This is a genomic window from Chryseobacterium piscicola (assembly GCF_900156685.1).
GTDB lineage: Bacteria > Bacteroidota > Bacteroidia > Flavobacteriales > Weeksellaceae > Chryseobacterium > Chryseobacterium piscicola.
Genome location: NZ_FTOJ01000004.1, coordinates 177,143 through 201,853, shown reverse-complemented (window position 1 = coordinate 201,853; position 24,711 = coordinate 177,143). Strand labels below are relative to the sequence as shown.

Genomic DNA, 24,711 nt, shown 5'->3' with positions numbered 1-24,711 from the left:
AAACTAAATTCAAAAAAGCAATCTAAGAATATAAGAAAGACTGGTTCTAAACTAGCGTATCTTCTTTTTTTCAAGCAATACTTTTGATAATTTTGCGACAGAAAATAGGCTAAGCCTATTTTCAGATTTACTTAATAAAAGATTATGATTCAAATAGATGATAAATTAATTTCTGAAGATATTTTTTCTGAAGAATTTGTTTGTAACCTTAGCAAATGCAAAGGTGCATGTTGTGTAGAAGGTGATGTAGGAGCTCCTTTAGACAAAGAAGAACTTGAGATTTTAGATCGTATTTATGATAAAGTGAAACCTTATCTTACCGCTGAAGGTGTAAAAGCTTTAGATGAACAAGGTACTTGGGTTACCGATCCAATGGACGGAATGTATGTTACCCCAATGGTAGAAAACCGTGAATGCGCCTATGTCACTTTTGATGAAAGAGGTATCACGAAATGTGGAATAGAAAAAGCTTACGAAGATGGTGCTATTGATTGGCAAAAACCAATTTCCTGCCATTTATACCCTATCAGAATTACAGAATATTCTACTTTTTCTGCTTTAAATTATCATGAATGGACCGTCTGCAGTGATGCCTGTACTTTAGGAAAAGAACTTCAAGTTCCCGTTTATAAATTCCTAAAAACACCGCTAACACGTAAATACGGAGAAGATTTTTATACTACTCTGAGCGAAGTTGCTGAGGAATGGAAGAAGGAGTATGGGAAATAGTTGTTGGTTTTTGGTTGATAGATAGCGAATAGATAAATTCTACTTTTTAATTTAAAATTTCCTGATGTTCTAACGGCACGATTTAATAAAAATAAGATTGCATACAATGTTTTAATTAGGAACAAAACATTACAATAAACAAACAACCGCAGAAAAATTTCTGCGGTTGTTTTCATCTATAATCGACTAAGATTATTTTACTGCGGTAGTTTTTACTGTTGCAGCAGCTTCTTTTTTAGGAGCACTTTCCCACCCATCTTCTGGCATTAAAGTTGCAACTACTCTGTTTTTAGTCAGATATTTCTTAGCAACATCCTGTAGATCTTTTACCGTAAGTGCTTTTACTTTCTCCTGATAATTTAAGATTTCATACTTATCGCTTCCGTCCAATTGGTTTTTAGATAAAGCATTCATCCAATAGTTATTATCTTTGATGTCTGTTTTATAATCATTCATTTCGCCTTCTTTGTACTTATCAAGATCTTTTTGCTCAGGACCTTTGTCTATCAGTTTCTGAAGTTCTGCGATAGCACTTTTCGTTAGTTTATCTGCATTTTCCGGTCCGCAAGGGAAACTTAGACTGAAGTTATAATTTCCGAAAGGAACTTTATACATTCCGCCTCTGGCTCCACCGCCATAGATTCCGCTTTCGTCTTCTCTTAATTTCTCAATCACTTTGATGGTTGCCACTTCACCTAAAGCTGCAAGTGCCAAAGCCTCTTTTTCGTTGTAAGGAGTTTCTCCTGAATAAACAATTTGCACCATACTCTTAGGATCTTTTCCTTTTTTGTAGACTTTGGTATGATCTCCTGTGATGCTTCTGTACCCCGTATCTTTGAAAGTAGTGGTTTTTCCTGTAGTTGGAAGACTTGCGATGTATTGTACAACTTCATTCTTAAATTTGGCTTCATCAATATTTCCTACAAAATAGAAATGAAAGTTTCCTGCATTGGCAAATTTCTCTTTGTAAACATCGTACGCTTTTTTATAGTTCGTTGCCGCCCAGTCTTTCTCCATTGGAATAAGACCTATAAATCTTGGGTTTTTCTGATTCGTAAACTTAGCGTGCTCACTTGCAAAATACGTCTGTGGATTAGACAAAAGATTATCCAACATCGCAGATTGCTTCATTTTATAAGCATTGAATGCTTCAGGATTGTAATTTAGATTAGTGAAATAAGCATACATTAATTCCATTGCAGTACCTAAATCTTTTTGGCTAGATCTCCCAAAAACACCTTCTAAAGTTCCACTGATGTAAGGATTTACACTTACTTGTTTTCCTGCTAAATAATTTGTAAGATCTGCTTTAGAAGCACCTGCCACACCCGCTTCACTTAAAGCCTGATAAGCAAACTGAGTATTGTTATAATCTGTATCATTTAACAATGAATTTCCTCCTAAACTTCTTGCAGAGAACACAATTTCATCATCTTTAAAATCGGTCTTTTTAAAAGTTACTTTTGCGCCGTTGCTCAACGTCCACGTTGTTGTACCCAATTGAGCATCGGTTTCAGTTTTAGCTATTTTACCTTCAGATTTGAATGGTTTTACTAAATTCTTAATGGTTGCTTTTTCTTCGTAAGGTTTAAGATCAGCTACTTTTACATCATCGAAAGTTTTAAGGACTAAAGCCTCCGTAGGCATCGTCACATTGTCTTTTTTTGGACCAGTAATGATGATTACCCTGCTGTCTTCTTTCACCATCTTCTTGATGATGTCATTGGTCTGAGCTAGTGTTACTGTTGGCAAAAACGTTTTGGTATCTTCATATTCCCAGGCAATTCCCGGCATTGGTTCTTTCTCCAGAAAGTTTCTTACGTACTCGTCTACCAACATATCGCTTTCTGTTTTGTCGCGGTTATTGTAAGATCTTTCTATATTAGACATAATCTGAGACTTCGCTCTGTCTAATTCACTTTGTGTGAAGCCAAATCTTTTTGCTCTTTCGGTTTCTTCTAAAAGCACTTTCAAAGCGTTGATTTGATTTCCTTCTTTTACCATTGCAAAACCCTGGAATGCTTCCTTGGTTCTTCCCACTACACCACCATGATATACAGATCCGAAAGTAAACGGTGGATTATTAGAGTTGATCAATTCCCTTAAACGGTTATTCAACATTGTAGTGGCAACGTTTTCTACCATGCTTTGGTTATACTGCTGTACCGTGACATCCGGCTGGTAAGACTCCGTATCTTTCATCATGAACTGTACCATAGAGTTGGTAGCGTCAGGATCGGTTTCTATTGCCACTAAAGTCTCTTGGTGGTTCGGTAAATCATAAATCTTTCTTTCTCTTGGTTTTGAAGGATTTTTATATTTGCTGAAATTTTCTTTAATTTTCTTTTCAACCTCATCTACATTGATGTCTCCTACCACAACCAATGCCATTAAATCTGGTCTGTACCAGTCTTTGTGGAATTGTCTGATTACATCCGGCTTAAAGTTTTGAAGAACTTCTTTTGTACCAATAGGCAATCTGTCGGCATAATGTGATTTGTAAAGCATTTTTGGGAAATATTTATCCCTCATTCTTTTATCTGCTCCCAAACCTAATCTTAGCTCTTCCAACACAACCCCTCTTTCTTTGTTGATCTGCTCGTCAGTCAACGTTGCGTTGAATGCCCAATCTTCCATTACTTTAAGACCCGAATCAAGATTTTCTGGCTTGTCTAGAGGTACTGGAAGCATGTAAACTGTTTCGTCAAAGCTTGTGTAGGCATTAAGGTGCTGACCAAATTTCACTCCGATAGACTGTAGAAAATCTACTAATTTGTTATCTGGGAAATTTTTGGTTCCGTTGAAGTTCATATGCTCCATAAAGTGAGCAAGACCTCTCTGGTTTTCATCTTCTAAGATAGATCCGGCGTTGATAGCCAATCTGAAGTCTACTTTTTTCTCCGGTAAATTATTTTTTTTGATGTAGTACTTCATTCCGTTTGGAAGAGTACCTGTTTTTACAGAAGGATCCAATGGGATATTCTGCGCGAATGAAATAGAAGACATCAGAACTACTGCAGCAACTGATAATAAAATTTTTCTCATGCTTTTGTTGTTTTTAATTGTTGTTTTTTAACGAGATAAAATTAAATAAATTATTCACGTGTAAAAGAAAATCAACCCCAAGCATGAGTTAAAATTTAGTTAAATAAAAAAACCGGAATAAAATCCCGGTTCATTATAAGCACTTTACAACATTAAAATAAAGTTTTTAGCTTTTCAAAATAAGTTTAGTTGATTTTAAAATCTGCATCACTCACGCCAGAGTTAAGCATAACTTTTGTAGTGATGATCTTTACTTGCTGCCCGTTTCCTTCTGCATCAATCTGTTCAGCGAATTTTATTCCGTCTACGGTTATATAATTTTTTATTATTGCATTTCCCTCTTTAGTTTCAGATTTATACAAAAGACCAGTATTGGCATCAAAGAAAAATTTTCCTTTTTCAGAATTCAAAATATTGTATTTTTTGCCATCTATTTGCTCTGATGTAACAGCTGTAAAAGTAGAAGCATCATAACTTAGAGCATCTATGACTTTAGATTTTTTTAGATCCTCTATTTTATCTGCCGGGATATCCATTTTAGTTCCCATTTGCTCAAAATAACCTTTTACGCCATCAAAAACCTGTGTCATTTCTTGCCCCATCACGCTTTGTACAGACTTGAATTTGTTGCCCATCTTCTTGGTCGTCATTTTGATTTCCATAGATTGTACAGTCATTGTGTTTTCTAAGATTACGGTTTTCACCGCTTCAAGCTTTTCTCTACCACCAAGAGCTGCCCTATAATTATCGATTACTGTTTGGGCACTTATTTGAGATTTTGCTGAAGATGTTTCCGCTTTTACAGAAGTTTTCTGCGCTGCTAAAGGTGCCGAAAGTGTGACAGCCAATATAAATGGAAGAATAATTTTTTTCATTTTAAATTAAATTTTAGTGAAGTAAAGATATGAAATTTGAATTGCAGAGAAAGAGTTGCTTTGTACCACAAAAATTCGTCTTACTTGGGGCTATAGAGATTCGTAGAAAACCACTGGCTGCGCAAAGATTCTCTCGACTTTGGAGCAACAACTTTCAAAAAAAACAATTGTGAGGCCTGCTGAAATTAAAAAGCCGGCATGAGCGGAACGCTCGCAGCAGCGAAATCAGCAATATCTAGTACAAACAACAAAACCCACCAAAGCGGTGGGTTTTGAAATATTTTAAAAGATAAAATTATTTCTTCAATTCTTCCAAAAACTCGTCGTGAGAGATGGCAGTTTCTTTTTTAGTCGCTTTTTCTAGGATCACGTCTTTCAACTTAGCCATAGCCACTTCAGAAGACAATTGTCTTACCTGCTCTTGGTCTTTCAGCATTTCAACAGCATATTTCTGGATTTCTTCGTCACCTAAGTGGTGAATTCCGTAGATTGCCAACTGGTTTCTTACCAACTGCTCAGCTTGTCCAAGAACATCTGTATAATCAATTTTCACATCATTTTCAGACATCAGTTTACCTTCGATGATCTGGTATTTCAATTGATTTTTTTCTGCTTCCAAAATTCCTTTTGCCTGCTCTTCAGTCTGGATGTTTTCATTAGAGAATACCAACCATTTCGTAAGGAAAGTTTCAGGAAGTTTCACTTCTTCTTTTTCAGTAATCTGCTCCAACACTTTGTTTACGAAGTGTACGTCTGCATTTTGCTGGAAATATTCGTCTAATTCAGTTTTTACTTTTTCTTTAAGCGCTTCTTCTGTAGTAATGTTTCCTTCACCGTACACTTTATCAAAAAGGTCTTGGTTTAGCTCAGCTAATTTCAAGCTGTAGAAATCTTTTACTTTTACTTCAACTTCTGCGTGGTGTAAATGCTCAGCTTCTTCTTTTGAGAAACCTAATTCTTTTGCAAGATCTTCGTTTTCTGCTAAGGTTTCTTTAGAAACTTTTACAGAACCGTCCATATCCAAAGACTTCACCAATTCAAAAGCTGCCTTATTTTCAGCATTAATTACCGCATTTTTCGGAGCGTGGTTGTGCTCACCTTCTGCACCTTCTTCAATTACCTGAGTAATTTCTAAAGCTACATAAGAATCATCACCCATTTTCTCTTGAGGCTCTTGCTCTGCGAAACGCTTCTGCATATTTTCAATGCTCTTGCTGATTTCTTTGTCTGAAGCTTCTACTTTGTAGTGAGGTGCTTCATATTTAGCAAGATCTATAGAGAATTCTGGTTCGAAACCAACTTCAAAAGCCACTTCAATCTTCTCTGCATTGTGGTTGAATTCGTTTACCGGCTGAGGAACAGGCTGACCTACCAATCTCAGTTTGTTGTCGTTTACATAATTATTAAGAGCATCAGAAACCTGCTTGTTGATTTCTTCGAAAGCAATACCTGCTTCATATTGTCTTTTAACCATGCTCAACGGCACTTTTCCTTTTCTGAAACCAGGAACCTGTGCGTTCTTAGCATAGTTCATCAACTGCTTTTCTACTTTATCTTTGTAGTCAGATTTTTCTAATGTAACAGTAAGCAATGCACTTACATCATCATGATTTTGAGCTGTAACGTTCATTATCGATTAAAATTTTAGGTTGCAAAAATATGAATTTTTTATTAAAACAAGCGATTCCATTTGTTATAATACGTTAAAATAAAAAGACATTACCGAAATAATGTCTTTTTGTGATATTAAATTATATCTGAATAAGATTTTAATGTACATCTACTGTAATATCTACGTCTGTTTCTCCTCCTTGAGTTTGCCCTAATTGGTTGGTAGCTGAAGGATAATTTTGATTAACTGAAGTAGGAGTATGAATTAATTTGACATTCATTTTCCCTGTTGTCTGTGTAGAATTGATTTTCCATTCAGATTTCAAGCCTAATTTTTGTCCGTCTGTTCTTACGATATCGTTTGCTGCTCTTAAAACAACGATATCAGCATTTGCCGGGGCGAACGTGATGAAGTGCTGGTCTTTTTCTTCCATAATTTCATCAGTAGAATCGTAATGATCATCATGTTTGATCTGGAAATCCAGTTCAGCAAAGTAAGTATCTCCTGCGTGCAAATGCAAATGAGCGTCTGCAACTCCGGAAATTACATTTACTGTCTGTACATCTGCAGCATCTGTCTTATTGGTAAGCTTCAAAACTATTCTCCCTATCTCGTCGTGCTCGTGTACATCTTCCGGAACTGCGTCGTCGTCATTTCTACAAGAGAAGATGAATAGTGCTGCGAATAAAACTAATGTAATGTTGAATATTTTTTTCATTTTAAATTTAAATTTAAGTTTTAATAATAATAATAATAATTAGAAATTGTATTTTACAGTAACCACGAAATTTCTTCCTGGCTCATACATATAATATCTGAGGCGGTTGAGATACTCGCGGTATTCTGTGTTGAATAAGTTGCTGATTTTGAGATTAAGATTCAGATTTTTAGCGAGGTCTGCACCCATAGAAACATTGAAAAGAGAAAACGCTGCAGGAGTGGAACTGAAATCTACTGTCTCACTTCGTTCTACGCCCTCTTTTATAAACGTCACCGGAAGATTTCTGATTGGGAAACGATTTTGTTTTAATGTATTTTCGTTTTCCAGATTGATGTAGAAATTTTTAGGTTTGTTTAAACTTAGCTGAACAGAATTTCTCAGTTTTGCAGGCATCATCAAAATCAACGGTTCGTTATTTGAAAAATCATCACCTTTCAGAATACTGAATCCTGATTTCCATTTTAAATGATCTGAAATTGATAATTCTGCATCGGCATCTATTCCAAAAATCCTCGCTTTAATCTGCTGATAAGACCAGACAGGAAAAACGCCGCGGTTGGTATTTAAAACACTTGTAGGGATTTGATTAACAAAATTATCAGATATCATCAAATACGGATTGGCTTCAATATGAAGACCTTTCAAAACATTGAACTGAGCATCTAATGAAAGATTGACATTGTAGACTGTTTCTTTTTTGATGTTTAAATTTCCTTCTTCCATGATTGCCGCCGAATGATGCAATCCGTCTGAGAAAAGCTCTGCCGGATTGGGGGTTCTTTCTGCTCTTGAGAGATTCAGTTTTAATTCTAAATTTTCAAAAGGTTTGTAATCTAAACCAAGATTGACCGAGAAATTATGAAAATCGAGGATAGGTCTTGTTAAAGTTCTGCTTCCCGATTCATTGACGAAAAACTCAGGGAAAATTTCTGAGTAATTATCATTCCATTTGTCTGAATCATAATATTTGTAGGCATCATATCTGCTAAAATCATATCTTACAGCAGCTTCCGCATTGAGTTTTGAACTGAATCTGTATTTAAAAACGGAAAATGCACCGGCATCATAACGATAATAATCCGGAATTAGTCGTCTTGCTTTAGTGGCTGGATTGGGGAAATTATCTTGAAACGCTCCTGAAATTCCGCTTTCCAAACTCCAATTGGCACGTTCGAGAAGATGAACCAAACTTGCAGAATGGGTTATTAATCTTAAATCCATTGATGGTAGATTACTTAGTTCTCCTCTTCTGATGTCGTATTCTTTTCTTCTGTTGAGCTGAAAACTGTATTGGAATGTAAGTTTGCCAAAATCTGCAAATCTTCTGTATGCAGAAATTTTAACAATGTGATGCATCACTTCTTGTTTTGGGTTGTCTATATCATGTGTAAAATTATTTAGATAATAAGACTGCCCGAAATTCACGGCATTGTAGAAATCTTCTGGACTAGCCAAATGCGCTCCTCTGTAGATTCCAAATTCCTGATTGATTCCGCTGTATGCCACATCAAATCCTTGAATAAAGCTTTGCTTTCCGAAAGAAAAATTAAAGGAACTAAATTCCTGTCCGGTATTCTGCAATGTGTTGTGAGGCACATATTGGTCTCCGGTTTTTCTATAGGTTCCACCTGTTTTTACAAACCATTGGTTCTTCCAGGCTTTTGCTACGCTGGCACCTATTTCTGCACCTCTACCATTGGAAATCCCAGACAATCTGATATTCCCCAAGATGGTGTCTTTTTTAGGCAAAATTGAAGGTTCTAAAATCACTACTCCGCCAACTCCCTCATTGCCAAACTTCAATGCCGATGCACCTTTAATGACGTCTATATGCTCAAAATCATTCACATCTATATTGGGAGCGTGCTCTACTCCCCATTCTTGCTCTGCCATTTTCACTCCGTTGTTGAGTGTAGAAATTCTGCTTCCGTAGAGACCTCGAATGACTGGTTTTGTAATATTATTTCCGGTTTTCAAGGTTGAAACTCCGGAAATTTTTGACAAAAGATTTCCTAGATTTTCGGTAGAATTTCTTTCAATTTCAGATTTATCTAAAGTTGTTATTATTACAGAACCTTTTGTTCTGTGTCTTCCGTGAATGGTAACGGTCTGAATTTCTCCTACGTGGTGTTCTAAAATAATTACCAGATGCAGATCTCTGTTTATTTCCACATTTTCAGTGTAGTCATTGCAGAGTAGATGCTTGGCAACAAGTTGATATTTTCCAGCGGGAAGATTGGGGAATGAAAACCGTCCGTTTTTGTCGGTTTTAGATATGAAATTTCCGATTTTTACCTCAGCGTTTTCGAGCATTGTTTTATCGTGAAAATCTTGAACAGTTCCCTGCACGCTATATTTCTGTGCAGACACCAATGCTAATCCGAAAAAGACCAACAATAGATTGATGATGTATTTCATTACGATTTTTATAAAATGTATAATGTAAAAAGTACGTTGTATTTATGTGTTTTTTGAATTAGATTAAAATGTATTCTTATAACAGCGAATTACAGCAGCCCGACTTGAACGGAGCTCTTTTTGTTATTGCGATTGTATAATAGTCTGATAGATTACTACACTGTGTTCGCAATGACAAAAAAGCGGGAGTGGAAGGCGGAAAAGCTGCCCAAATAATCAATAGGAGAAAATTCTATGGACGTTTCTGAGTTTTGTCTTTTGCTTACTACTGCTGTGTTATCATGCTGAGATTTCGGGTTTATGAAGTTTGTTCTGTAATTTTGAGGGTACAGTTGTTCAATTCCGAAAACTTAAGCGTTGAAAAAAAATAGATTTAATTAATTCAAGAAAGATTTCTCAAAGTTGGTTTAACGCTTGAGAAATATAGAATTTATGAAATTGCGGGAGGCCCCCGAAGTTGAAAAGTAAATTTAGTTTGTGACCAGATTTGCTCTTGTAGGGTTAATATCTGCTCAACTTCATGTGTATGTTTGATTGTAGTGAAGCTAAATTCGTCTGGTAAAATGGTATTCGCAGTGGCTAAAAAGTGACAAGCAAGACAATCTCCGGCTTTTTCTTTGTCGTCTGTTTTAGAAATGGAGTTTTCTGATTTTTTCAAGTTAAATCCCGCAAAAACATCGGCAGTATCATGACTGTGAAAGCTTGATGAAAACAATGCAAAAAAATAGATCCCAAACATCAGTTTGGAGATCAATCTCTTGAGTTGTCTGCTTTCCTTAAAAATCATGGGACAAAAATAAGAATATATTTTAGAATTAAATCGCAATATTATGTTAAATGAGGTTGGATTTTTTCGTTATTAACCGGAAGCACCTACAGAGCTGTGTATTTTGAATTAAAAACTCTAGATAAAAACAAAAAAAAAGATGAACCTAAGTGCATCTTTAAATATTTATTCTTGAAATTAATTCAACTGTGTAGCTAGATGTTCCCATTCCTGCAAAGCTAGATCAAGTTCTTCTTTGGTTTTATTATAGTTTTCTAAAGTTTCTTCAGAAGGATTTTCTTTTGTAAAAGAGGCTTCAAACTCTTCTATCTTTAGTTCGAGGTCTGAGATTTTTTCTTCAACCTTCTTCAGTTTATTCTGAATGCTTTTCTGCTCTTTAGTAACAATTGCATTAGGCTGAAGTTCAATATTTGGTTCAGATTTAACCTTAACCTTAACCTCAACATTGGGCTCATCACTGTGAAGTTTTGCTTTTTCTGCTGAAATTTCTCGGATGCTTTCTTTTTGTCTGAACACAAGATATTCGTTGATGTCGCCTAAGAATTCTTTCATTTTACCATCACGGAATTCATAGATTTTATCACAAAGACCTTGCAAAAACTCTCTATCGTGAGAAATTACAATTAATGTACCTTCAAATTTCTGTAAAGCCAGTTTGATAATCTCCTTAGACTGAATATCTAAGTGATTGGTTGGCTCATCCATAATCAACGTATTGAACGGACGTAGAAGCAATTTACACAATGCTAAACGGTTTCTTTCTCCTCCGGAAAGTACTTTTGTTTTTTTGTTTACTGCTTCTCCTTGAAAAAGGAAAGACCCTAATAAATCTCTTACTCTTGGTCTTGTTTCTTCGGTTGCAGCATCTTCTGCTTCTTCTTGAACGGTTTTATTAGGCGTTAACACTTCTTCCTGATTCTGTGCAAAGTAACCAATATTCACGTTGTGACCTAAGTTCCAATTACCTGAATAATCTTTTATGTCTCCCGAAAGAATTTTAGCTAAAGTAGTTTTCCCTTGTCCGTTTTGCCCTAGAAGTGCAATTCTGTCACCTCTCTGTACAATAAAATCTACATCATCAAAGATTTGTTTTTGCCCGTAAGATTTCCCAAGATTTTCAGCTTCGAAGATAACTTTACCGGGAACTTGTGACTGTACAAAACGAATATTGAATTTTGAAACATCTTCGTTATCAATTTCAATTCGTTCTATTTTATCTAATTTTTTAATCAAAGATTGAGCAAAAGATGCTTTTGTAGCACTTGCACGGAATTTATTGATATTATCTTCCATCTGCTTCACCTCTGCATCTTGATTTTTCTTAGCCTGAACCAATTTCTCACGGCGGTCTTCACGCATTACCAAATATTTAGAATAATTGGCTTTATAATCATCTACTTTTCTGTTATTTACATCAAAGGTTCTATTGCAAACGGCAGTCATAAACTGTTTATCGTGACTTACCAGAAGAATTCCCCCTGGGTAATCTTTTAAAAAGTTTTCTAGCCAGATGATAGATTCCATATCCAAGTGGTTGGTAGGCTCATCCAGAAGCATTAAATCATTTTTCTGAAGAAGTAGCTTAGCCAGTTCTATTCTCATCCTCCAACCTCCAGAAAACTCATCGGTGATTTTTTGAAAATCGTCTGCTTTAAAACCTAACCCGAATAATACTTTTTCTATATCTCCTTCCAAATTATAGGCATCGTGGTGCATCAAAAGGTCGTTAAGATCGGTCATTCTATTGATTAAATCTGTGTAAGCGTCGCTTTCGTAATCTGTTCTTACAGTCAACTGGTGATTTATTTCTTCTAATTCATCTTTCCAGGCGTTGATTTGTTCAAAAGCTTGCATGGTTTCGTTCCAAACGGTTCTTCCTTTCACAAAATCAAGATCTTGTTTTAGAAATCCTATGGTAATACTTCCTTCGGGAACCACGTTGCCTTCATAGAAAGTAATTTCTCCGGAAAGCATTTTCAGAAGCGTAGATTTCCCTGCTCCGTTTTTACCTACCAAACCTATTTTATCATCTTTTTTGATTGTAAAATTGACGTTTTGAAATAAATAATTTCCTGAATGATGTAATCCTAAACCTTGAACCGAAAGCATTTGAAATGAATATTAAAAAGTGAATAATGAATCTGAATCTTTTTCGGGTGCAAAAGTACGGAAAAAATAAGATTTTACTAAAAATAAAAATGAGTCGCCAAAAAGACGACTCTAAAACAGCTATTAATAAAAACAATTAATTTTGTTGCAAAGTTGGCTCTGTATAATTTTCTGGTAATTCACTTTTTGCAAGAGTTACAATTTTTGTAACCTCAAATACCAATGGTCCGGTTTGAATAATTGCAAATCTACTGTCACTTGTACCGATAGAATCGTGAAAAGATTTTGCTTTTATTACTCCTTGCGGCGTTGTTACTTCTGCAGATATATCTTTCAAGAGACAAATTCCTCTGCTTGAAGCACTCCATGTAGCGCCTGTAGTTACACTATAATCGTCATCTGAGCAGAAAACGCTTACATAATTCACATGACCTTTTGCATTAAAAGATGTTGAATTGACTATAGTTACAACTGAATAAGACATGATTTTGTGATTTTTGATTATTAGTTTCCTACTCTGTTTAGGTTTTTCAGATTTCACCTTGTTCATTTCTTTTTGAAGCTTCTATTTTTTTTGAACAAGACAAAGTAACGCCACAAAAAACACTTTTCATAGCGTATAAATTACCAAATAAAAAATTCCGCATTTCTACGGAATCAGTATTTTTTATCTAGCTCAAAAATATTATGAATAATAGCGTAAACCACAATGCCTATTGAATTTTTCACACCCAGCTTTTCTACAATTCTCTGCCGGTGGCTTTCCACAGTTCTGGGACTAATGAATAATTTATCTGCAATCTCTTTATTGGTAAATTCTTGACAAATAAGCTTTACAACATCTTTTTCCCTTTCTGAAAGGTCATCTTCCAAATCAAAAAGTGTTTTTTGTTTAGAAGCATTTCCTTTGTAGGTAATGAGCATTTTAAGGTCTTCTTCCGAGAAATAAACACCGTTTTTATAAACCGTTTTTACAGCGTCAATGAATGTTTTTCTATCTGAATTTTTAGGTAAAAAAGCAGAAACTCCCATCTTTATCATGTGACCAAAAACCGAGGTTTTATAATGAGAAGAAAGTATAATGATTTTCAAATCTGGGTATTCGGATTTTAAAATATCTACCAGCTGAAAACCATCCATCGGCTGCATTTGTATATCACTAAGAACCACGTTTGGGAAATCTTTTGCAGGAATTTGCTTTAAAGCCTGTAGAAAACTTTCCCCATTATTTGCCATCAAATTTACTTCGATTTCTTTATCACTTGAAAGGAGCATTTTTACCCCTTCAAGAATCAGCTGTTCGTCGTCTACTAAAGCTAATTTTATAATTTCATTCATTGTTGAGAGGTATTTTAATAATTAGTCTACTGCCTTTCCCTATAACACTTTTCCATTTAAAAAAAGCATCCATAGATTGAAGTCTGGATTCTATATTTTTTATTCCCATTCCTTTTTTCACTTGTTCATAATCAAATCCGGTTCCGTTATCTGATATACAAACAAAAAGCCCTCTTTCAGAATTTCGCACAATAATTTTAACTTCAGAAGCACCAGAATGCTTTATTACATTCGTTGTAAACTCTTGAATAATTCGGTAAATCTGCACTTCCACAAAAATGTTTTTTTTATGATAAGGCTTTGTTTGAAAGAGCGTAATATCTACTTTATTGGAAAGATTGGCTATTAACTCTTCCACATACAATATAAATCCTAATTTCTCTAGATTGACAGGGTAAAGGCTATGCGAAATTTTCCTTGTAGAATCTACCAATTCTTTAATTTGACCCGAAATTACATTTGAAGCATTTTCGTCTTCAATTTCAATATTTTGTAACCATAAAGACAAGATGTTGAGGCGATTTCCTAAATCATCATGTACCGCAATTGCAATGCGTTTCCTTTCCTCCTCCTGCGCTTTCACGTTTTCCAGAGCTAGATCTTTCTGATGTTGAATTTTAGCTAAATTCTGGTCATCTTTTTCTTTAATAATGCGGTCTACAAAAGTTTTGTAGGCAAGCAAAATAAAAAAAACGATAATTGCGAGCATCACAATTATTAAACCAAGCAATTTTATATTTAAGGTTACTTCTTTAATTTTACAAAAGTATATGTAATTAAACTATACAACACTGCAGCAAAAAAACAATTGATACCTGTAATTAAATACACGCTTTCCAATGAAAGGTTTTTAAGCTGAGATTGTATTACAAAAATGAGTATAGATACAGAATAATAAAAAAATATCCCTGCATCTACCAAAACAAACCTCTCTACTTTTTTCACTTTTTTGATCTGCATAATCAAAAATATTGCAGCCAAACAAATGATGATGATATTTGAAATTACTTTTGCTATATCATGATTAAATTTTATTTTTAACCCAAACACTACAATCCAAAAAGCAGTGGCCAATAAAGCAGGCAAAGCTATAAAAAGTCTATTTACATTTAGTTTTCCTATAAAAAGGCTTGTGAGAAGAAAAAATTCTCCTGCGATGTAAATAGGATACATGAAAGAGAGATCCTTAAATTCATAACCTGTAGTTAGCACAAAAACAGTCATTTCAATTAAAAAAAGAAAAAAAATATAAAAAATATACATTTTTTCTTTTTTTGCGAAATAACCAAACTTCCCAAAACCCAAAACAGAATTGATGAAAAGTAAAATGTAATTGATATTTAAAAAAATAGTATAAAAAGTAGACATTACACTTATTTAGTTTACTCCCAAATCCATAACACTACAAAGCGGCGGACAAGGTTTTGCGTAGTCGAAAGTGTTAGATTCTATTTCAATACTTTGATTACTTAATTGATCTGGAGCTGAAATAAAAATAAGCGCAGGAAGTTGTTTCTGATAAATTTCAGAGTATTTTAACCCGAATATGCAAAAAAACATAATTCCGCTTTCTGCTATTAATATTTTGCCTGCAGGAACATAGAATTTTGTAAAAATATCTTTGCCTTTACTCTGTTTGTGCTCTGCATAGAACCAGTCTTTAGCATTGTTTTGCCAAGATTCTATAGAATCTACTGCTTTATCCTGCTCCATCACAGGTTTATTTACAACTGGAAAAAAAACATCTGCATCGTGATCTATTTTTCGCATTGATTTAGAAAATACTGATTTTTTAACGACTGTATAAGTCTGTTTTTCATTAAGATTCAGATCTTCTTGCAATAAAGCATATACCGAAAACCCATAACTCTCTAATGTTATAGGATGACCATTTTCGTCTAACGGCACGGGAATCATAAGCAATTCGTTGTTTTCTGAAACTCCAATTTCTACACAAAAATCGTTATTTCTATTGTAATTTTGAAGTTCAATAATTTGTGAATGATAAAGGGCAAAAACTGAGTTTTCTTTAAAAAGAGATTGAATTTCTAAAAGATTTTCACGGCATATCCGCCATTTTTGAACAGCAGCATTATACTGTTCAGGCTGTAGTTTACCCATTGCAATAGTTTATGTTTAGTTTTGTATAAAAGTACCAATTCTAAACAAGCTATACAAACAGAGTGCAGAAATTTAATGATTTTTTACTGTCACATGGAAGCAACTTTGCTGTTTTTCTTTGATATATAAAATTTTCCCTTCTTTATAATAATATTCAAGCACTTTTTCGAGGGCTGCTTCCAATTTGGGATTGCTTTTTAAAACACCATTAAAACGCACATAAGATATATCAAAAGAATTCCCATAATTATGAGAACTCACTCCTAAACTTGCATTAGAATTTACTTTTCTTAATCTGCATTGATCTTCTAATGTTCTGGTAACAGAAGTTACTATAAAATGAGCACCACCCGTATTTTTACTAAATCTTAAACCAATACGCTCCAGACTCAAACTTGCTTTTGATACCAGCCAAGGCCTACTGTAATCTAATTTCTGCACCCGAAATCCTGCGCCAGACTTTTTTACCTTATGAAATTTTCCCTTGTTGATGTATTTTGTAACAGTAGAAGAGTTTTTAAGAATTTTCACATTAAAACTTTTGGCCGCGTCCAAATGAGGCTTGTAAAGAAGCGTTGGTTCCACTTTTAAAATTTCCTTTAAATCATAACAAGAAATTGTCTTCTCTGCAGCCTGACTGTAAAATATTTGATAAGTAATGATAGCAATGAGGTAAAAAAGCTTCTTCATTTTGGATCATTTTAAAATTGGTAACGTAAAAATAAAGTTTTTGGAGTCGTCAAATATATTAATATGCTATAAAACCATAATAATTTACGTTTGCATATATTATATTAAATTTAGTTAATTAAATAAATATTTAACCATAAAAATACCACAAACATTTAAAATAAAATATTTAAAATAAATAAAAAACAAATTATTAATTTTTGTACTTTAGCTTTCTAATTTAAAAATACATTAAAAAATGATTTCAAACACTTCAAAATTTGTTGCCGAAATGATCGGCACTATGGTACTTGTACTAATGGGTTGCGGAAGCGCAGTAATCGCTGGCGCAGACGGTACCACAGGCGTCGGTCTTTTAGGAATTTCCTTCGCATTTGGTCTTAGCGTTGTGGCGATGGCTTATGCAATAGGGCATATCTCCGGATGCCATATTAACCCTGCTATTTCTATTGCAATGGTAGCAGCGGGCAGAATGAAAATGAGTGAAGCAGTAGTTTACATACTTGCACAAATAATCGGAGCTATTTTAGGAGCAGGAATTCTCTACCTTATTTTCACCAACCATCCTGGTGCTGCAATGGGACCTTGGGCTTTAGGATCCAACGGTTGGGGAACAGGATATCTTGATCAATACAATATGACCGCAGCTTTTGTAGCTGAATTTATTTTCACCTTCATCTTTTTGATGGTAATTTTGGGATCTACTTCTACCAAAAACATCAATGGAGGTTTTGCCGGATTGGCAATCGGATTGGCTTTGGTTTTAATTCATATTGTTGGAATAAAAATCACGGGGGTTTCTGTAAATCCTGCAAGAAGTATCGGACCAGCGATTTTTGCGGGCGGTCAGGCACTTTCACAATTGTGGCTGTTTGTTGCGGCTCCGGTTTTGGGGGGTATTGCTGCAGCTTTCACTTATAATTTACTGATTGAAAGACCAGAAAGAGCTTAAGATTATTTATTCTAAAAATCAAAATCCTGCATAAATTATTTTAAGCAGGATTTTTTATTTTGCTTTCTTGATTTCGAAAGGATTTTTAAAGATCAGCTCTTCATGTTTTCCTTTGATTTCCATTTTTCTATATAAAAGATTTAACGCCATTTTTCGGATGAACAAATCTTTATCGGTAAGATTCCAATACAGATCTTCGTGTACTTTTTTTGGTTGTCGGATGAGATAAAATTCCGTTTCCCAGGAGTCTACATTGTGATAAAATTCGATAATCCCACAATGCTCAGGAATTGTGGAATGCTCAATCATTCCCATAGGCAGTAAAAAACTGAAGGCATTGCAAATATAATCGCCACAGCAGATTTTATCATGCTTCAGGAATTTTTCACCTGTAGAACTGTTGACGTAAGATTTTTTAAAATCATTCTTAAAATCACTTTTAGAAAGTTTTACTTCAATTTCATGACTGAAACCTTCCGCATTGATAATTAAAATATCAGCTTCCCAATCTGCCTGAAAATGGTTGGTCAGCACAATCTCTTTCTCAAAATCACATTGAGAATGAATGTAGGCGTGAACAAGTTCTTCTATCTTTAACATGTTTGAGAGCGAGGGGGTTTTAGGGTGAGTATTAAATAAAACACTTCAAATTAAAGGAAAAAATTGACAATTATTAGCTTGATTTCAGGTGAGAAATAAGTTGAGCTTACAAACCTTGAACTTTTTCAATCTCCAACAATCTTACTTTCTATCCTCAATCCCAATCAATTGATTAAGAGACTGCAACCACGAATATCTGAGTGATCTATTCTCCCTAAGACCTGAAATTGATCATCTGTAATTTTCCCCAAATCTTGGGTTGCAATGAATGAACAAGAGTGAATATTTGCCAGATCAATAATATTAATAGCTCCCGTTCTTCCTTGTTTTTCGTAACTGAAAGGATCTTCCACATTTCTTATCAAAACCCGCATCCAGTTTGGGCATTGATAGATGTTTTCACCTAAAGAATAAGCTTGTGAAAGCAATTCTGTCATAGAATATTCTGAATAAATTTTATCTGTTTTCAAACCTTCCTGCAAAATTTTCAGCAATTCGTCTTTGGTCATTTCTTCTTTTCTTCCTTTCATACCACCTGTTTCGATAACTGTCAGAAATTTTGAGAATTGGAGGGTTTGAGCGTTGGAGTTGCAGAAATCGAGGAAATCTAAGAGGGCAAATGAAACACCGAAGAGAATCACTTTTCTATTCTTTAATTCATTTAAAAGTTGAAATAAATCTTCGTGATTGTACAAAAAATATCCGTTTTCAGGTTTGTTTGATTTCTTCATTAGAAAATCAACCATGTAAATAAGCGACGAATTTTGTTTCTCTAGATAGCTTGGTAATAATCCCAAGAAAATAAAATCTTCAGGCTTTCCAATGAATTGCTCGAAGCTTTTGTAAATACTATCTTGATACATTTTTTCATCTGCAATAAAATGTTTAGAAAGATTCATCTGCGTAGTTCCGGAGCTTTGAAAAAATAAATTCGTTGAAATATTTTTATCTAAAATTTGATGATTTTTAAACATTTCAATGGGCAAAAAAGGAATTTTTTCTACCTCAACAATATCATTCGGATTTATCCTTAAATAATCAACAAATTTCCTGTAAACTTCAACGTTTTCGTATTGATAGCGAAAGGTTTCCAAACAGTGTTGTTTGAATTCTTCTTCCGTTTTTATATTAAAAATATTCTGCTCCATTTTTTTTTACAACAAAGTTTGCAAGGGATTTTCGTGAGGTTCACAAAGAAAGTTGTTCTTTATAAAAAAACTTTCTGAAACTCGTGGTTAATATTCTTTCAATTCAAACCCAGTTCCATCAAAAACACCGTAGGTAAAGTAAGAAATCCAGTCGCCCAGATTGATGTATTTTGAATTTTCTTTCAAATCTAAAACCATCGGCAAATGACGATGACCATAAATAAAGTAATCTATTTTTTCTGTTTCTAATTTCTTTTTAGAATAGATAATCAAAAACTCTTTGTCTTCTCCCAAAAAAGCCTTGTCTTCTTCTCCCGAAATCATTTTATTTTTCTGAGACATATACAAAGCAATTTTCATAGCAATATCAGGATGAAGCCATTTGAAAAACCATTGCGCAACAGGGTTGGTAAAGACCTTTTTCATTCTTTTATACCCTTTATCTCCTGGTCCTAAACCGTCTCCATGAGCGAGCAAAAATTGTTTACCTCCCATTTCAAAATATTGTTTTTTGTAAAAAACGGTACACCCAATTTCTTCTTCCAAATAATCTTTCATCCACAAATCATGGTTTCCCACAAAAAAATAAACCTGAATTCCGTGGTCTTTTAGCTCTGCTATTTTTCCGAGAACACGTACGTATCCTTTGGGAATAACGTGAGTCCATTCGTGCCAGAAATCGAATAAATCGCCCATCAAAAATAAAACCTGCGCATCTTTTTTAATTTGATTCATCCAACGAATGAATTTTTCCTCACGCAGTTTACTTTCCTTCGGATTTGGAGCTCCAAAATGCTGATCTGAAGCAAAGTACACTTTTTTTCCGGGTTCTAAATTAATGGTTGTTTTTAGCACCTTTTCTTTTTTTTAATTCAGGAAAAACTTATTGGTTATCTTCTGCAAACCATTCTCCATAAGAGTTTTCTGTTTCGTGTAGTTTTAAGTAAGCCAAAGAAACATCAACCGGAAGTTTTGATTTTATTTTTGCAGCGATGGCGTACAACATATTTTCACAGGTAGGCTGAAAGTTGCAGTAAATTACTTTCTGACCTTTATTTTCTAATTCTTCGCCCATTTCTCTGTGTGGAGAAACACCATTGATCAATACTGAATGATCCCAGACATCCACAATTTCTGCTTTCACAATAGATTTAATATCTCCGAAATCTACAACCATTCCGTTTTTGGGATTTTCCAGATCATTGATTGGCTTTCCTTTCACAGTGACGAAAAGTTTGTAAGAATGTCCGTGCATATTTTTACATTTCCCATCATAATTATATAAAACATGAGCGGTCTCGAATGTAAAAATTTTTGTAATACGTATCATGGTGCAAAGATAGAGAATTTGATTAGAAAATTGGAATCATATCGTTTGGCGGAACTATTTATTAAAAAAAAATTATTAATTTTAATTTTAAACACAAATAATGATTTTAGATTTATTATTCCCTAATCGTTGCATTAATTGCAATAGAATTATTGATGGAGATTTGCTGGTTTGCAGCATCTGTTTTGATCAAATTCACTTTACCCATTTTGATTTTTGCCTTGAAAATAGCTTGAAAGAAAGATGTAAATTATTATTTCCTGTAGAGAACGCTTACGCATTAATGCAGTTTGAAAAAGAAAATCTGAGCAGAAAAATCATCCATGAACTGAAATATAAAAGCCGAGAAAAAACCGGCAGTACATTAGCCGGTTGGGTGATAGAAAAATTGGATTTTAAAAAGAACAAACCGGATGTATTTGCCTGCGTTCCACTCCATCCGAAAAAAGAAAAGGAAAGAGGCTATAATCAACTTCACTTGTTCACAAAAACACTTTCTGATTTTTATGGAATTCCTTTTGAGCATAACTTACTAAAAAGAAATCATTATGCTAAAGCGCAAGCCTTAAAAGATAAAAAACACCGTTTGGAAACTCAAAATATTTTTTCTTTGACCAAAAATATTTCCAATCAACACATATTATTAATTGATGATGTTTTTACCACTGGAAATACTTTAGCAACAATTGCCTGGGAAATCTTGAAAGAAGGAAATAACAAAGTGAGTATTCTGGTAATGGCGGTTGATGAGTGATTGGTTTTCAAGGTTTTAGAGTTGAATAATTGTAATGCGAAAGTGCAGAATTCAATGTTAATTAATCTTTATTCTTATTTACTATTTCTTTTACACTGAAATAAAATATTCTGATTGAAAAAAATATTAATAAAATTCCGAAAAAATAAAATACTGTTGGTTTTTATTCAGCAGGAATTATAAACAAAAAAATTCCTCCAAATAAAAGAAATACAGCAACGCCGAAATTATTTTCTACATTTCCTAAACCAACTTGTACAATTCCGTAGAGAAATTATTTAATGATTTTAAATATCAACTTTTAATCTTTCTTTAAAATTATCGCTGCAGTTTTTCACCATAGCTCAAATCTCCTGCATCGCCCAAACCTGGAGTAATATATCCTTTCGCTGTTAAATTCTCATCAATCGCGCCAACCCAGATTTTTGCCTCCGGATAAGCTTTTTCAATTGTTTCAACACCTCGTTTTGATGCAATTGCTGCAACGATGTGCAGCTGAGAAGGTGTTCCGTTGGTTAATAAATCTTTGATGGCTTCAATTAAAGAAGCTCCGGTTGCCAACATAGGATCTGCGACGATTAAAGGTCTCCCGTCGATATTTGGGCAGGTTAAATAATCTTGTTTTATTGAGAAATAATCATTCGCATCGTGCTTTCTGTATGCGGCTACGAAACCACAATCTGCTTTGTCTAAATAATTTAAAATCCCTTCAAACAAAGGAACTCCGGCTCTTAAAATTGTGGTAATCACTGGCTGAACGGCAATTTCCTGAACTTTAATTTTATCTAACGGGGTCTGAATTTCAATTTCTTTTGTTTCTAAATCTTTCGAGATTTCAAAAGCGGCAATTTCTCCTATGCGTTCCATGTTTCTGCGGAATCTCATTCGGTCGTGCTGAATTTCTACGTTTCGAAGTTCGTTAATCCATGAATTAACTAAAGAAAAAGTTTTAGAAAGCTCTACAGTCATCATTTTTATTATTCTGTTGACAAAATTAAGAAATTTAAAATAAAATCCCTCTCAGAAAATTTTCTGAAAGGGATTTATTTTATGATTTTAAATCGCAATTAATTCGATTATTTTTGTCTGAAATACACTTCAATTGGAACTCCGGTAAATCCGAATTGTTTTCTCAATTGGTTTTCGGTAAATCTTTTATAAGCTTCTTTTACGTACTGTGGTAAATTACAGAAGAATACAAACTGCGGCGATGGCGTTGGAAGCTGCACACAATATTTAATCTTGATGTATTTTCCTTTATTTGATGGTGGTGGTGTTTGCTCAAAAATAGGAAGCATGATTTCATTCAGCTTAGAAGTTTTTATTTTTTTCTTACGGTCTTCATAAACAATCATTGCCATTTCAACAGTTTTCAAAATTCTCTGCTTGGTCAACGCTGAAACAAACAAAATTGGAACATCACTGAACTGTCCTATTTTATCTCTGATTGTTTTTTCGAAATCTCTTACGGTATTGGTTGTTTTATCTTCTACCAAATCCCATTTATTAACAACGATTACGATTCCTTTTCTATTTTTCTGAGCCAAACCGAAAATGTTCATATCTTGAGATTCCCATCCCAAAGTTGCATCAACCATGATGACAACTACGTCAGAATATTCAATCGAACGGATTGATCTCATTACAGAATAGAATTCTAAATCTTCATTTACTTTAGATTTACGACGCATTCCGGCTGTATCTACCAAAACAAACTCGTGCCCAAATTTGTTATAAAGCGTTTGAATACTATCTCTTGTAGTTCCTGCAACATCTGTTACTATATTTCTTTCCGCATCAAGCAAAGCATTCGTCATTGTAGATTTCCCTACATTGGGACGACCTGCAATAGTGATTTTTGGCAACCCTTCGAAAGGATCTTTATAATCTGTAGTTGGGAAATCTCTTACGATATCATCCAAAATCTCACCTGTACCAGATCCTGTTGCAGAAGACAATGTATAATATTTATCAATTCCTAACTGGTAAAATTCTGTAGCAGCTACTTCTTCTTTTGCAGAATCTACTTTATTGATTACAATATAAGTCGGCTTGTTTGATCTTCTTAGCATTTCGTGGATTTCATAATCCGTATCTGTAAGACCTTCTTCTACATTCAGCATAAAGATAATTGATGTAGCTTCGTCAATAGCCAACTGAACCTGCTTAGAAATTTCTTCCTGAAACACATCATCGTTGTTTACATCATAACCTCCGGTATCTATAACGGTAAAATCTACACCATTCCAATCAGATTTTCCGTAATGACGGTCTCTGGTTACACCTGCAGTAGAGTCTACAATAGCCTCTCTTCTTTCTAAAAAACGGTTAAATAACGTGGATTTTCCTACGTTGGGACGACCAACAATAGCGACAATATTTGACATAAAAAATGTTTAATAATCCTTCGACAAAGCGATAGGACAAGATTATCAATGAGTTACTCCAACTTTTGGAGCTCAATTTTTTGCAAAGGTAAGCTAATTTTAGCAAAATCGGCTTTTTTAAAGCAACCAAAACTACATAATATTATTTTTCACTGGTAAAACATTAAAAAAAATATTAAAAATTAAATCCCTGTAAGTCAATATATAAAGAATTTAACAGTAATTTTATCTTGCTGAAATTTTTAATTTTGAAATTTATTATATAATTTCGCAGTCAGAATAAAGACCCATGGTGTAACGGTAGCACTCTGGTTTTTGGTACCATCAGTTGGGGTTCGAATCCCTGTGGGTCTACACTAAAACAAAAGCAACTCGCTAATTTACAGCAAGTTGCTTTTTTATTTCACCCACTTCAAGCCATCAATTTTATAAAAACCGTCCTGAATACTCTTAATTGAATCTATTTGTATTATTAAATAATCCCTAGTGAATACGAAACTATTTTAACAGACATGAATGGAATTCGGAATTAAAATTAAATAATTACTGAAGTAGTGCCCAAATCCCAACTCCAATACCTGCGTAAGCTAAAACCGTTATAATATCTGCAACTGGCTGCGAGAAACGTTTTTCCGCAATAGATTCAGCATCAATTTGATTCTTATGGAATTTTAGAATTTCTTTGGGTCTCTTTACGGGGTGCGCAACGAGACTGTCACTCTCCCATTTGTCTACAATTACTTTATAAGCTCTGCCATCAACCTTTATTCTATAATTTTTTGTAGGCTGGAGTTTTTCATGAATATTTACCGGAACTGACGCGGCATTACTAAAGGCTGGCTGTGTTTTCTGACTTTGCATTTCAGCTGTTTTAGCAGGCATTTGAACAGACGCAACATTAGAAACGCCAATGTTTTTTTTCTCTTGTTGATTATTTTGCAATGGTAACTCAGCTGGTTTTTTAACCTGATAAGTATAGCAACTCATGAGAGAAAACAGTATAGCTATGAGATAAATATTCTTTTGCATTTTTCAAATTTAAGAATTAAACGTATTATTTTGCATTTTGTTTTCGAAGTTTTTGTTTTCAAAAAT

At 34.2% G+C, this 24,711-nt stretch carries 23 protein-coding genes and 1 tRNA gene; 4 read left to right on the top strand and 20 right to left on the bottom strand.

Annotated features, from left to right (window positions below; all coding sequences use genetic code 11):
- Window positions 1-144: 144 nt before the first annotated feature.
- Window positions 145-729: a DUF3109 family protein gene (locus BW939_RS08355; protein WP_076451574.1), complete on the top strand. Its 585-nt coding sequence runs from the start codon at window positions 145-147 to the stop codon at window positions 727-729.
- Window positions 730-921: 192 nt separating this feature from the next.
- Here the strand turns inward: BW939_RS08355 and BW939_RS08350 are convergent, their stop codons facing one another.
- The 13 genes from BW939_RS08350 to BW939_RS08290 form a co-directional block, all read right to left on the bottom strand.
- Window positions 922-3,774: a M16 family metallopeptidase gene (locus BW939_RS08350; protein WP_076451573.1), complete on the bottom strand. Its 2,853-nt coding sequence runs from the start codon at window positions 3,772-3,774 to the stop codon at window positions 922-924.
- 185 nt (window positions 3,775-3,959) lie between these two features.
- Entirely contained in the window at window positions 3,960-4,649 is a 690-nt protein-coding gene (locus tag BW939_RS08345) for a hypothetical protein (RefSeq protein ID WP_076451572.1), read from the bottom strand.
- Between the two features lie 295 nt (window positions 4,650-4,944).
- On the bottom strand, window positions 4,945-6,279 hold the full coding sequence (locus BW939_RS08340; RefSeq protein WP_076451571.1) for a trigger factor: 1,335 nt from the start codon (window positions 6,277-6,279) through the stop codon (window positions 4,945-4,947).
- Between the two features lie 139 nt (window positions 6,280-6,418).
- The gene (locus tag BW939_RS08335; protein ID WP_076451570.1) at window positions 6,419-6,979 is read right to left on the bottom strand and encodes a hypothetical protein; all 561 of its coding nucleotides are present in this window, start codon (window positions 6,977-6,979) and stop codon (window positions 6,419-6,421) included.
- 39 nt (window positions 6,980-7,018) lie between these two features.
- Window positions 7,019-9,400, bottom strand: a complete 2,382-nt coding sequence (locus tag BW939_RS08330) for a TonB-dependent receptor (protein WP_076451569.1) — start codon at window positions 9,398-9,400, stop codon at window positions 7,019-7,021.
- A gap of 430 nt (window positions 9,401-9,830) precedes the next feature.
- Window positions 9,831-10,187, bottom strand: a complete 357-nt coding sequence (locus BW939_RS08325) for a hypothetical protein (RefSeq protein WP_076451568.1) — start codon at window positions 10,185-10,187, stop codon at window positions 9,831-9,833.
- Between the two features lie 177 nt (window positions 10,188-10,364).
- Complete coding sequence (locus BW939_RS08320) at window positions 10,365-12,296, bottom strand: ABC-F family ATP-binding cassette domain-containing protein (protein ID WP_076451567.1); 1,932 nt, start codon at window positions 12,294-12,296, stop codon at window positions 10,365-10,367.
- A 136-nt stretch (window positions 12,297-12,432) separates the two neighbouring features.
- On the bottom strand, window positions 12,433-12,780 hold the full coding sequence (locus BW939_RS08315; RefSeq protein WP_076451675.1) for a hypothetical protein: 348 nt from the start codon (window positions 12,778-12,780) through the stop codon (window positions 12,433-12,435).
- Window positions 12,781-12,953: 173 nt separating this feature from the next.
- Entirely contained in the window at window positions 12,954-13,634 is a 681-nt protein-coding gene (locus tag BW939_RS08310; RefSeq protein ID WP_076451566.1) for a response regulator transcription factor, read from the bottom strand.
- A complete protein-coding gene (locus BW939_RS08305) occupies window positions 13,627-14,364 on the bottom strand; it encodes a sensor histidine kinase (RefSeq protein ID WP_228417162.1) in 738 nt (245 codons plus the stop codon). The genes BW939_RS08310 and BW939_RS08305 overlap by 8 nt, the downstream gene beginning before the upstream one ends.
- Window positions 14,365-14,378: 14 nt before the next feature.
- Window positions 14,379-15,002: a hypothetical protein gene (locus BW939_RS08300; RefSeq protein ID WP_076451565.1), complete on the bottom strand. Its 624-nt coding sequence runs from the start codon at window positions 15,000-15,002 to the stop codon at window positions 14,379-14,381.
- Window positions 15,003-15,011: 9 nt separating this feature from the next.
- A complete protein-coding gene (locus tag BW939_RS08295) occupies window positions 15,012-15,755 on the bottom strand; it encodes a hypothetical protein (RefSeq protein ID WP_076451564.1) in 744 nt (247 codons plus the stop codon).
- A gap of 72 nt (window positions 15,756-15,827) precedes the next feature.
- Window positions 15,828-16,445, bottom strand: coding sequence for a DUF5715 family protein (locus tag BW939_RS08290; protein ID WP_076451563.1), 618 nt, complete (start codon window positions 16,443-16,445; stop codon window positions 15,828-15,830).
- 238 nt (window positions 16,446-16,683) lie between these two features.
- Between BW939_RS08290 and aqpZ the strand changes: the two genes are divergently transcribed.
- Window positions 16,684-17,397, top strand: coding sequence for an aquaporin Z (aqpZ, locus tag BW939_RS08285; RefSeq protein ID WP_076451562.1), 714 nt, complete (start codon window positions 16,684-16,686; stop codon window positions 17,395-17,397).
- Between the two features lie 54 nt (window positions 17,398-17,451).
- On the opposite strand, the gene BW939_RS08280 is transcribed toward aqpZ, so the two are convergent.
- From BW939_RS08280 to BW939_RS08265, 4 genes are all read right to left on the bottom strand, one after another.
- Window positions 17,452-17,997 (bottom strand): hypothetical protein, encoded by a 546-nt coding sequence (locus tag BW939_RS08280; protein WP_076451561.1) that lies wholly within the window; start codon window positions 17,995-17,997, stop codon window positions 17,452-17,454.
- 164 nt (window positions 17,998-18,161) lie between these two features.
- On the bottom strand, window positions 18,162-19,145 hold the full coding sequence (locus BW939_RS08275) for a LuxE/PaaK family acyltransferase (protein ID WP_076451560.1): 984 nt from the start codon (window positions 19,143-19,145) through the stop codon (window positions 18,162-18,164).
- 87 nt (window positions 19,146-19,232) lie between these two features.
- A complete protein-coding gene (locus BW939_RS08270; RefSeq protein WP_076451559.1) occupies window positions 19,233-20,000 on the bottom strand; it encodes a UDP-2,3-diacylglucosamine diphosphatase in 768 nt (255 codons plus the stop codon).
- Window positions 20,001-20,028: 28 nt separating this feature from the next.
- Entirely contained in the window at window positions 20,029-20,475 is a 447-nt protein-coding gene (locus BW939_RS08265; RefSeq protein ID WP_076451558.1) for a 6-pyruvoyl trahydropterin synthase family protein, read from the bottom strand.
- Window positions 20,476-20,575: 100 nt separating this feature from the next.
- On the opposite strand from BW939_RS08265, the gene BW939_RS08260 reads away from it, so the two are divergent.
- A complete protein-coding gene (locus BW939_RS08260) occupies window positions 20,576-21,229 on the top strand; it encodes a ComF family protein (protein ID WP_076451557.1) in 654 nt (217 codons plus the stop codon).
- A 318-nt stretch (window positions 21,230-21,547) separates the two neighbouring features.
- Here the strand turns inward: BW939_RS08260 and upp are convergent, their stop codons facing one another.
- The gene (upp, locus tag BW939_RS08255; protein WP_185115875.1) at window positions 21,548-22,198 is read right to left on the bottom strand and encodes a uracil phosphoribosyltransferase; all 651 of its coding nucleotides are present in this window, start codon (window positions 22,196-22,198) and stop codon (window positions 21,548-21,550) included.
- A gap of 107 nt (window positions 22,199-22,305) precedes the next feature.
- Window positions 22,306-23,616, bottom strand: a complete 1,311-nt coding sequence (gene der / locus BW939_RS08250) for a ribosome biogenesis GTPase Der (protein WP_076451555.1) — start codon at window positions 23,614-23,616, stop codon at window positions 22,306-22,308.
- 283 nt (window positions 23,617-23,899) lie between these two features.
- On the opposite strand from der, the gene BW939_RS08245 reads away from it, so the two are divergent.
- Window positions 23,900-23,970: transfer RNA gene (locus BW939_RS08245), tRNA-Gln, on the top strand.
- A gap of 189 nt (window positions 23,971-24,159) precedes the next feature.
- Here the strand turns inward: BW939_RS08245 and BW939_RS08240 are convergent.
- A complete protein-coding gene (locus BW939_RS08240) occupies window positions 24,160-24,645 on the bottom strand; it encodes a hypothetical protein (protein ID WP_076451554.1) in 486 nt (161 codons plus the stop codon).
- Window positions 24,646-24,711: the final 66 nt, after the last annotated feature.

What these genes read in the sequence shown, in the direction of transcription:
- BW939_RS08355 (WP_076451574.1), top strand. Translation starts at nt 145, where the DNA reads ATGATTCAAATAGATGATAAATTAATTTCTGAAGATATTTTTTCTGAA.
- BW939_RS08350 (WP_076451573.1), bottom strand. Translation starts at nt 3,774, where the DNA reads ATGAGAAAAATTTTATTATCAGTTGCTGCAGTAGTTCTGATGTCTTCT.
- BW939_RS08345 (WP_076451572.1), bottom strand. Translation starts at nt 4,649, where the DNA reads ATGAAAAAAATTATTCTTCCATTTATATTGGCTGTCACACTTTCGGCA.
- BW939_RS08340 (WP_076451571.1), bottom strand. Translation starts at nt 6,279, where the DNA reads ATGAACGTTACAGCTCAAAATCATGATGATGTAAGTGCATTGCTTACT.
- BW939_RS08335 (WP_076451570.1), bottom strand. Translation starts at nt 6,979, where the DNA reads ATGAAAAAAATATTCAACATTACATTAGTTTTATTCGCAGCACTATTC.
- BW939_RS08330 (WP_076451569.1), bottom strand. Translation starts at nt 9,400, where the DNA reads ATGAAATACATCATCAATCTATTGTTGGTCTTTTTCGGATTAGCATTG.
- BW939_RS08325 (WP_076451568.1), bottom strand. Translation starts at nt 10,187, where the DNA reads ATGATTTTTAAGGAAAGCAGACAACTCAAGAGATTGATCTCCAAACTG.
- BW939_RS08320 (WP_076451567.1), bottom strand. Translation starts at nt 12,296, where the DNA reads ATGCTTTCGGTTCAAGGTTTAGGATTACATCATTCAGGAAATTATTTA.
- BW939_RS08315 (WP_076451675.1), bottom strand. Translation starts at nt 12,780, where the DNA reads ATGTCTTATTCAGTTGTAACTATAGTCAATTCAACATCTTTTAATGCA.
- BW939_RS08310 (WP_076451566.1), bottom strand. Translation starts at nt 13,634, where the DNA reads ATGAATGAAATTATAAAATTAGCTTTAGTAGACGACGAACAGCTGATT.
- BW939_RS08300 (WP_076451565.1), bottom strand. Translation starts at nt 15,002, where the DNA reads ATGTCTACTTTTTATACTATTTTTTTAAATATCAATTACATTTTACTT.
- BW939_RS08295 (WP_076451564.1), bottom strand. Translation starts at nt 15,755, where the DNA reads ATGGGTAAACTACAGCCTGAACAGTATAATGCTGCTGTTCAAAAATGG.
- BW939_RS08290 (WP_076451563.1), bottom strand. Translation starts at nt 16,445, where the DNA reads ATGAAGAAGCTTTTTTACCTCATTGCTATCATTACTTATCAAATATTT.
- aqpZ (WP_076451562.1), top strand. Translation starts at nt 16,684, where the DNA reads ATGATTTCAAACACTTCAAAATTTGTTGCCGAAATGATCGGCACTATG.
- BW939_RS08280 (WP_076451561.1), bottom strand. Translation starts at nt 17,997, where the DNA reads ATGTTAAAGATAGAAGAACTTGTTCACGCCTACATTCATTCTCAATGT.
- BW939_RS08275 (WP_076451560.1), bottom strand. Translation starts at nt 19,145, where the DNA reads ATGGAGCAGAATATTTTTAATATAAAAACGGAAGAAGAATTCAAACAA.
- BW939_RS08265 (WP_076451558.1), bottom strand. Translation starts at nt 20,475, where the DNA reads ATGATACGTATTACAAAAATTTTTACATTCGAGACCGCTCATGTTTTA.
- BW939_RS08260 (WP_076451557.1), top strand. Translation starts at nt 20,576, where the DNA reads ATGATTTTAGATTTATTATTCCCTAATCGTTGCATTAATTGCAATAGA.
- upp (WP_185115875.1), bottom strand. Translation starts at nt 22,198, where the DNA reads ATGACTGTAGAGCTTTCTAAAACTTTTTCTTTAGTTAATTCATGGATT.
- der (WP_076451555.1), bottom strand. Translation starts at nt 23,616, where the DNA reads ATGTCAAATATTGTCGCTATTGTTGGTCGTCCCAACGTAGGAAAATCC.
- BW939_RS08240 (WP_076451554.1), bottom strand. Translation starts at nt 24,645, where the DNA reads ATGCAAAAGAATATTTATCTCATAGCTATACTGTTTTCTCTCATGAGT.